8 protein-coding genes are annotated in these 7,359 nt (G+C 39.9%); all 8 read left to right on the forward strand.

Annotation, left to right across the window (positions count from 1 at the left end; genetic code table 11):
* The first annotated feature begins 52 nt into the window (after positions 1 to 52).
* The 8 genes from RTR43_RS20685 to lysS all read left to right on the forward strand — a co-directional run bounded on the left by RTR43_RS20685 (position 53) and on the right by lysS (position 7,056).
* Positions 53 to 952, forward strand: a complete 900-nt coding sequence (locus RTR43_RS20685) for a peptidyl-prolyl cis-trans isomerase (protein ID WP_312474632.1) — start codon at positions 53 to 55, stop codon at positions 950 to 952.
* 141 nt (positions 953 to 1,093) lie between these two features.
* The gene (gene cysK, locus RTR43_RS20690; protein WP_312474635.1) at positions 1,094 to 2,020 is read left to right on the forward strand and encodes a cysteine synthase A; all 927 of its coding nucleotides are present in this window, start codon (positions 1,094 to 1,096) and stop codon (positions 2,018 to 2,020) included.
* A gap of 109 nt (positions 2,021 to 2,129) precedes the next feature.
* A complete protein-coding gene (gene folP, locus RTR43_RS20695) occupies positions 2,130 to 2,972 on the forward strand; it encodes a dihydropteroate synthase (protein WP_312474639.1) in 843 nt (280 codons plus the stop codon).
* Positions 2,965 to 3,324 carry a dihydroneopterin aldolase gene (gene folB, locus RTR43_RS20700; RefSeq protein ID WP_248737384.1) on the forward strand — a complete coding sequence of 120 codons (360 nt, stop codon included), beginning with the start codon at positions 2,965 to 2,967 and terminating at the stop codon, positions 3,322 to 3,324. The genes folP and folB overlap by 8 nt, the downstream gene beginning before the upstream one ends.
* 2 nt (positions 3,325 to 3,326) lie before the next feature.
* Complete coding sequence (folK, locus tag RTR43_RS20705; RefSeq protein ID WP_312474643.1) at positions 3,327 to 3,848, forward strand: 2-amino-4-hydroxy-6-hydroxymethyldihydropteridine diphosphokinase; 522 nt, start codon at positions 3,327 to 3,329, stop codon at positions 3,846 to 3,848.
* Complete coding sequence (locus RTR43_RS20710) at positions 3,800 to 4,006, forward strand: helix-turn-helix domain-containing protein (protein ID WP_248737386.1); 207 nt, start codon at positions 3,800 to 3,802, stop codon at positions 4,004 to 4,006. The genes folK and RTR43_RS20710 overlap by 49 nt, the downstream gene beginning before the upstream one ends.
* 114 nt (positions 4,007 to 4,120) lie before the next feature.
* Positions 4,121 to 5,122 carry a tRNA dihydrouridine synthase DusB gene (gene dusB / locus RTR43_RS20715; RefSeq protein ID WP_312474648.1) on the forward strand — a complete coding sequence of 334 codons (1,002 nt, stop codon included), beginning with the start codon at positions 4,121 to 4,123 and terminating at the stop codon, positions 5,120 to 5,122.
* Positions 5,123 to 5,571: 449 nt separating this feature from the next.
* The gene (gene lysS, locus RTR43_RS20720; RefSeq protein WP_312474651.1) at positions 5,572 to 7,056 is read left to right on the forward strand and encodes a lysine--tRNA ligase; all 1,485 of its coding nucleotides are present in this window, start codon (positions 5,572 to 5,574) and stop codon (positions 7,054 to 7,056) included.
* The last annotated feature ends 303 nt before the right edge of the window (positions 7,057 to 7,359 follow it).

Raw genomic sequence — 7,359 nt, forward strand, 5'->3', positions numbered from 1 at the left:
TCCTTAGGCCGCTAAACAGGCGCTTGCGCTTTTCTTAATGGGGGAGAGAAATTTGGGGAAAAAGCAGCTTTGGATGGTTATTGCTGCCCTTATTATGCTGAATTGCCTGACTCTCGTCTTTTTCCTATCGAAGGTGAATAAAGCATCTGGAGTATTGGCCAATGAAGAGGCCATAGCAACGGTAGGGAAAGTGACGATCTCAAGACAGGATTGGCTTAATGAACTAGAAGCAAGGTATGGAAAAGATGTTTTAAAGGAAATGATAGATCAAAGGGTTATTGAAGAAATGGCAGCAAAATATAAGATAAAAATATCTGATCAAGAGGTTGAACGGGAATTCAGAATGCTGCAAACCACTAATCATTCTTTTAGCCAAAAAAGCATCAAGAATGAGAAAAAGTGGAAGGAACAAATTCGTGCTAGCCTTCTTTTAGAAGAACTTTTGACCAAAGACGTTGTCGTATCGAATAAAGAATTAAAAAGCTATTATGCAAAAAATAAAAGCCTTTTCAATGTTCCAACTTTCTATCATATATCACATATTATTGTAAAAACAAAAAAAGAGGCAGAGAAGGCATCAAAGGAACTGTCTCAAGGTTCAAGTTTTTCTGCCTTAGCAATGGAACGTTCTATTGAAGAGTTTTCAGCTAATGAAGGTGGGGATATTGGGTATATTAGTGAAGAAGATGAGCGTTACCCTAAGCCCTATATTGAAACTGCAAAGAAGCTGAAAAAGGGTACATACAGTAAACCACTTAAGGTGGAGCAAGGGTACGCACTTTTAAAACTCGAAGGGAAAATTAACGGGAAAAATTATTCTTACGATGAAGTTAAAGAAGAAATTCGCCGGCAAATTGCTCTCGAGCAAATGAAATCACCTGCTTCTGCCGCTACCTTTTGGGATGAAGCAAAGGTGGACTGGTTTTATGGCAGCAATAATAAAGCAAACTAAAAGCACAGGAGCATTTCTGTGTTTTTCTTTTATCCCGAAAAGTTCATAAATTTCTCCATTCAAAATGATTGACAAAACAAGTATAAAACTGGTAAATTCTATATAAATCCAATAAAAATACTCGGAATAGAGGTGCCCTTTATGGTTCGTGTTGCAAATTCAGTAGCCGATTTAGTCGGCCAAACACCAATTGTTAAGCTAAACAGATTAGTAGATGAAAACAGTGCAGAGGTATATTTAAAGCTTGAATATTTTAATCCTGGCAGTAGCGTTAAGGACCGAATCGCTTTAGCGATGATTGAAGCAGCTGAGGAACAGGGGTTAATTAAGCCAGGTATTGATACGATTATTGAGCCTACGAGCGGAAATACAGGTATTGGGCTAGCGATGATTGCTGCAGCAAAGGGATATAAAGCCGTTTTTGTTATGCCTGAGACAATGAGTTTAGAGCGACGAAATCTGCTTCGTGCTTATGGGGCTGAGCTGGTGTTAACACCTGGACCAGAAGGGATGAAAGGGGCAATTGCCAAGGCAGAAGCACTTGTAAAGGAACATGGGTATTTTCTGCCGCAGCAATTTAAGAACGAAGCCAATCCTGAGGTTCATCGTAAGACGACTGGTAAAGAAATTGTTGAACAAATGGATCAAGTAGACGGTTTTGTTTCAGGAATCGGAACGGGCGGAACAATCACGGGTGCTGGAGATGTGCTTCGCGAAAAGTTTCCAAATATCAAAATATATGCAGTTGAACCAGTTGATTCCCCTGTATTATCTGGCGGTAAACCAGGTCCCCATAAAATTCAAGGTATTGGGGCGGGATTTGTCCCTGATACCCTCAATACCAATATCTATGATGAAATTATTCAAGTTGGTACCGAAGAAGCATTTGCTACGGCTAGACGTGCGGCAAGAGAAGAAGGGATTCTTGGTGGAATTTCTTCAGGAGCCGCTATACACGCAGCATTAAAAGTAGCAAAGGAACTAGGAAAAGGTAAAAAGGTACTTGCTATTATCCCTGATAACGGCGAACGTTACTTAAGCACACAGCTATACCAATATGAAGTTTAATAAAAAAATTACCAGTAGCGTTGGCGATTGCCGATGCTTCTTTTTTTGTAAACCAATGATTGTTTAGGTATGATAAAATGAGTGAAAAAAAGCTTTGGGGGACTATGGAATGAAATCAGCCCAAGAACTAATCCAGTGTGGTCCATTTACCTTGGACTTTACAAAAAAAACAATTGTGATGGGAATATTAAATGCCACTCCAGATTCCTTTTCAGATGGCGGTAAATTCAATGGAGTAGAAAGTGCTGTGGAACGTGCGAAAGGAATGGTGGCAAACGGTGCAGATATCATTGATATCGGCGGTGAGTCCACACGCCCTGGCTTTGCGGCTGTTTCCGTGGAGGAAGAACTTGAGCGGGTGATTCCAATTATCAAAGCCGTTTCCGATCATGTTCAAATACCAATTTCTATTGATACTTATAAAGCAGAGGTAGCCAAACAAGCTATTGAGGCTGGGGCCCATATTATTAATGATGTATGGGGAGCAAAAGCGGATGAAAAGATGGGACGAGTTGCAGCCGAGTATGAAGTACCGATTATTTTGATGCATAATCGTCATGACCGAAATTATCAATTATTTATTAGGGATGTAATTAATGACCTGTATGAAAGCATCGCAATTGCAAAAAAAGCTGGAGTCAAGGATGAGAATATTATCTTAGATCCTGGAATTGGTTTTGCCAAGGACTATCAGGAAAACCTGCTTATGATGCAAAATTTAGATAAGCTCGTGATGCTTGGCTACCCTGTCCTTTTAGGGACATCACGTAAAACCATGATTGGACAAGCATTAAATCTTCCAGTTGAAGAAAGAATGGAAGGTACTGGTGCAACGGTCTGCTACGGGATTCAAAAGGGCTGTCAAATCATTCGTATTCACGATGTCAAGGAAATGAGCAGAATGGCCCAAATGATGGATGCCATGATGGGGAAGGGTGAATTCATTGGATAAAATATATGTAAATGGGATGGAGTTTTATGGCTACCATGGAGTTTTTCCAGAAGAAAAAGTGCTCGGGCAGCGTTTTACAGTGGATTTATCCGTTTCTGTTGATTTGAAAAGGGCCGGGGAGACCGATGAGTTGGAATATTCGGTCCATTATGGTGAGTTATATCAATTGTGTAAAGAAATCGTCGAAGGAAGTCCATATAAATTAGTCGAAGCTGTTGCGGAAAAAATTGCTGGGAGTGTCCTGAATGGATTCCCACTCATATCTGATGTCACGGTAAAAGTAATTAAACCGGATCCGCCCATTCCTGGTCATTACAAGTCTGTTGCCGTAGAAATTACAAGGGGAAGATAAAAGTGGAAAACACAGCATTTATTGCTCTTGGCTCGAATCTAGGAAACCGTTATGATAATATAACGAAGGCAATTAAACAATTGACTAGTTATGCAGACATACGGTTGGTGAATTTTTCCTCTATCTATGAAACAGATCCAGTTGGCTATGAAGATCAGGATTTATTTTTGAATATGGTGATTGAGGTTACCACTGATTTGGATGCAAATGAATTATTAGATAGATGTTTAAAAACGGAGTTAGAACTTGGGAGAAAAAGGGAAACAAGATGGGGTCCGCGAACAATTGACCTTGACATTCTTCTATATAACCAAGAAAATATTGAAACAGAGAAGCTTATTGTTCCACATCCAAGGATGTTTGAGCGGGCGTTTGTATTAATTCCACTTATTGAAGTGAAGCCTGCGTTTTTGTGGATGGAAAAGCCTCTTAACCAAATGTTAGCTGAATTACCTGATAAAGAAGGAGTCCGAATATGGAAGCAGAAAAATGGGGAAGACGTATTCGAGCCTATCGGAAGCTGAAAGGTTACACACAGGAGAGCTTTTCGAGGGAACTAGGTGTATCTGTATCGATTTTAGGGGAGATTGAAAGAGGTAACCGCCTGCCAGCAGGTGATTTACTTGAGAGAATTGCTCATTCCTTAAAAATAACAATAGATGATTTAGCACCAAAAGAATAAAGCGAAAGCGCCTGGTTAGCGAAGTTCATTCGTCGCTAAGCACGGGAGTTAGGCTGTTATCGAAGTTTAATGAGGTAAAATCTGATTTTAGAACATAGAAAAGGAGGTTATTAGATGTTGAAAATTGGCGATATTGAAATGAAGAATCCAGTCGTTTTGGCTCCAATGGCCGGTGTATGTAACTCTGCATTCCGTCTAACGGTTAAAGAATTCGGTGCCGGTTTAGTTTGTGCGGAAATGGTCAGCGACAAAGGAATCGTTTTTAAAAATGAAAAAACGATGAATATGCTCTATATCGATGAGCGTGAAAAACCGTTAAGCCTGCAAATTTTTGGTGGTGAAAGAGAAACGCTTGTTGAAGCAGCGAAATTTGTTGATCAAAACACGAATGCCGATATTATCGATATCAATATGGGTTGTCCAGTTCCGAAAATCACAAAATGTGATGCCGGAGCAAAATGGTTGCTTGACCCCAATAAGATTTATGAAATGGTTTCGGCTGTTGTCGCAGAGGTGGAAAAACCAGTTACCGTGAAAATGCGGATGGGTTGGGATGAAGAACATATTTATGCCGTTAAAAATGCCCAAGCAGTTGAACGGGCAGGCGGAAAGGCTGTTTCTCTCCATGGACGCACACGGGTACAAATGTATGAGGGAAAAGCAAATTGGGATATTATTCGTGAGGTAAAGCAGTCCGTTAACATTCCGATTATCGGAAACGGTGATGTCCAAACACCGCAAGATGCCAAGAGAATGCTCGATGAAACAGGTGTCGACGGAGTCATGATTGGTAGAGCGGCCCTTGGGGATCCTTGGATGATTTACCGGACGGTTCAATATTTAGAAACAGGTAAATTAATGGGTGAGCCATCTGTTCGTGAAAAAATGGATGTCTGCATCCTTCATTTAGATCGATTGATTGCTCTGAAAAATGAAGATATAGCGGTCCGAGAAATGCGTAAACATGCGGCTTGGTATTTAAAAGGTGTTCGCGGTAATGCTAGAGTCCGTAATGCTATTAATGAGTGCAATACAAGAGAACATTTAGTATCCTTGTTAACCGATTTGGTAATTGAGATAGAAGAAAAGGAGCAAAGTCAGGCGATTGTTGGTTGAGTTTGACTTCCTTATTCTCATTTTCTAAATGCAGTTGATTACTAACGGAGGCTGCCGGTGGAATAACTGGCAGTTTTTATTCTATTAAAAACTTTTTTGATGTCTGAATTCTCAAGTTTGTGTAAAATAATATAGTATGTAAAAAAAATCGGTGAGTATTCTTTGCGTTTTACATAAGAAAGCGCAAGGCGCCCGCCTATCGGCGTATGGACTCCTCGGAAAAGCTAACGCTTTTCCTTCGTGCGATGCCAATGCTGCCGAAGCATTCCTTATGGAGCGCTTCGACTGAGATAAAGGAAACACGGTGAGCGGAGCGAACCGATGTTGACTTATCGTAGGGAGAAGAGCGAAGTACACTAGCCGATGGCGCCTGGAGCTGGACATTTCTCGAAGTCCAATGTTATAAATTCTTATATTAAAAAAAAGAAAGTAATGGAGTTGAATTAATCATGAGTCAGGAAGAATTAAATGACCAATTAAGGGTCAGACGTGAAAAAATGAGCGCAATGCGTGAAAATGGTCTAGATCCATTTGGTAAACGTTTTGATCGTTCCCACTACGGTGCTGAAGTTCTTGAACAATATGGGGAATTAGAAAATGAAGAGCTTGCGAGTAAAAATATTACTGTTAGTATAGCCGGTCGGATCATGACAAAGCGCGGTAAAGGGAAAGCTGGCTTTGCCCACATTCAAGATTTAAAAGGACAAATTCAAATTTACGTTAGGCAAGATGCTGTTGGGGAAGAACAGTATCAAATTTTCAATTCCGCTGACTTAGGCGACATTATCGGAGCAACTGGAATTGTATTTAAAACCAAAACGGGTGAACTTTCGGTGAAAGTTCAAGACTTTACCTTTTTATCAAAAGCGCTTCGGCCATTACCGGATAAATTCCATGGTCTTAAAGATGTTGAGCAGCGGTACCGCCAACGTTATTTGGATCTAATTATGAGCCAAGAAAGTAAACAGACCTTTATTTCCCGCAGCCGGATCATTCAGTCAATGCGGCGCTATCTGGATAGCCATGGTTATCTGGAAGTTGAAACCCCGATGATGCATGCGATTGCAGGCGGCGCATCTGCACGTCCTTTCATTACTCATCATAATGCTCTTGATATGGAGTTATACATGCGAATTGCCATCGAACTTCATTTGAAGCGTTTGATTGTCGGCGGTCTCGAAAAGGTTTATGAAATTGGCCGTGTATTTAGAAATGAGGGTGTATCAACCCGTCATAACCCAGAATTTACAATGATTGAGCTTTATGAAGCATATGCAGACTATCGCGATATCATGAGCCTTACTGAAAATTTAATCGCCCATATTGCTCAAGAAGTAGTAGGAACAACAACGATTCCATATGGAGATTATGAAGTAAATCTTAAACCAGAGTGGAAAAGACTCCATATGGTAGACGCAATTAAAGAATATACAGGTGCTGATTTCTGGAAAGAAATGAGTGTTGAAGAAGCGCGTGAACTTGCTAAAGAACATGGGGTCGAAATTAACGATAATATGTTATATGGTCATATTGTGAATGAGTTCTTCGAGCAGAAAGTAGAGGAAAAGTTAATCCAACCTACTTTTATTTATGGACATCCAGTGGAGATTTCACCGTTAGCAAAGAAAAATGACGAAGATCCACGATTCACCGATCGTTTTGAATTGTTTATCGTAGCGCGTGAGCATGCAAATGCTTTTACAGAATTAAATGATCCAATTGACCAAAGAGAACGGTTTGAAGCGCAGTTAATGGAACGTGAACAAGGTAATGACGAAGCCCATTTGATGGATGAAGACTTTGTTGAGGCATTAGAATATGGTATGCCGCCAACAGGAGGATTAGGAATTGGAGTCGATCGCTTAGTTATGCTATTAACCAACTCCCCATCTATCCGTGACGTACTGTTATTCCCATTAATGCGTCATCGTTAATTGTGTTAAAGTGCCGGTACCCGCCGGCACTTTATTTCTATTCGTTACAAAGAAAGTGTTTGAATCCTTTTTCACTTTTTTAATAAAAAAAACACAAAAAACTATTGCACTGAATTAATAATGGTGGTATATTAATATCTGTTGCTGCGAGACAGTAACACGATTGAAAAAAAGAAATAAAAAAAGTTATTGACTTTCAGTTGATAACTTGGTAAGATTATAAAGTCGCTTTTGAGCGAAAGAGAAAAATTGATCTTTGAAAACTAAACAAACAAAAACGTCAACAAACAAAAAAATTATTAG

The sequence above is a fragment of the Neobacillus sp. genome (genome assembly GCF_031988165.1).
GTDB classification, from domain to species: Bacteria; Bacillota; Bacilli; order Bacillales; family Cytobacillaceae; genus Neobacillus; species Neobacillus rhizosphaerae.

Excerpts from the sequence above, each read along its gene's own strand:
- cysK (WP_312474635.1), top strand. The coding sequence starts at position 1,094 with ATGGTTCGTGTTGCAAATTCAGTAGCCGATTTAGTCGGCCAAACACCA.
- folP (WP_312474639.1), top strand. The coding sequence starts at position 2,130 with ATGAAATCAGCCCAAGAACTAATCCAGTGTGGTCCATTTACCTTGGAC.
- RTR43_RS20710 (WP_248737386.1), top strand. The coding sequence starts at position 3,800 with ATGGAAGCAGAAAAATGGGGAAGACGTATTCGAGCCTATCGGAAGCTG.
- dusB (WP_312474648.1), top strand. The coding sequence starts at position 4,121 with ATGTTGAAAATTGGCGATATTGAAATGAAGAATCCAGTCGTTTTGGCT.
- lysS (WP_312474651.1), top strand. The coding sequence starts at position 5,572 with ATGAGTCAGGAAGAATTAAATGACCAATTAAGGGTCAGACGTGAAAAA.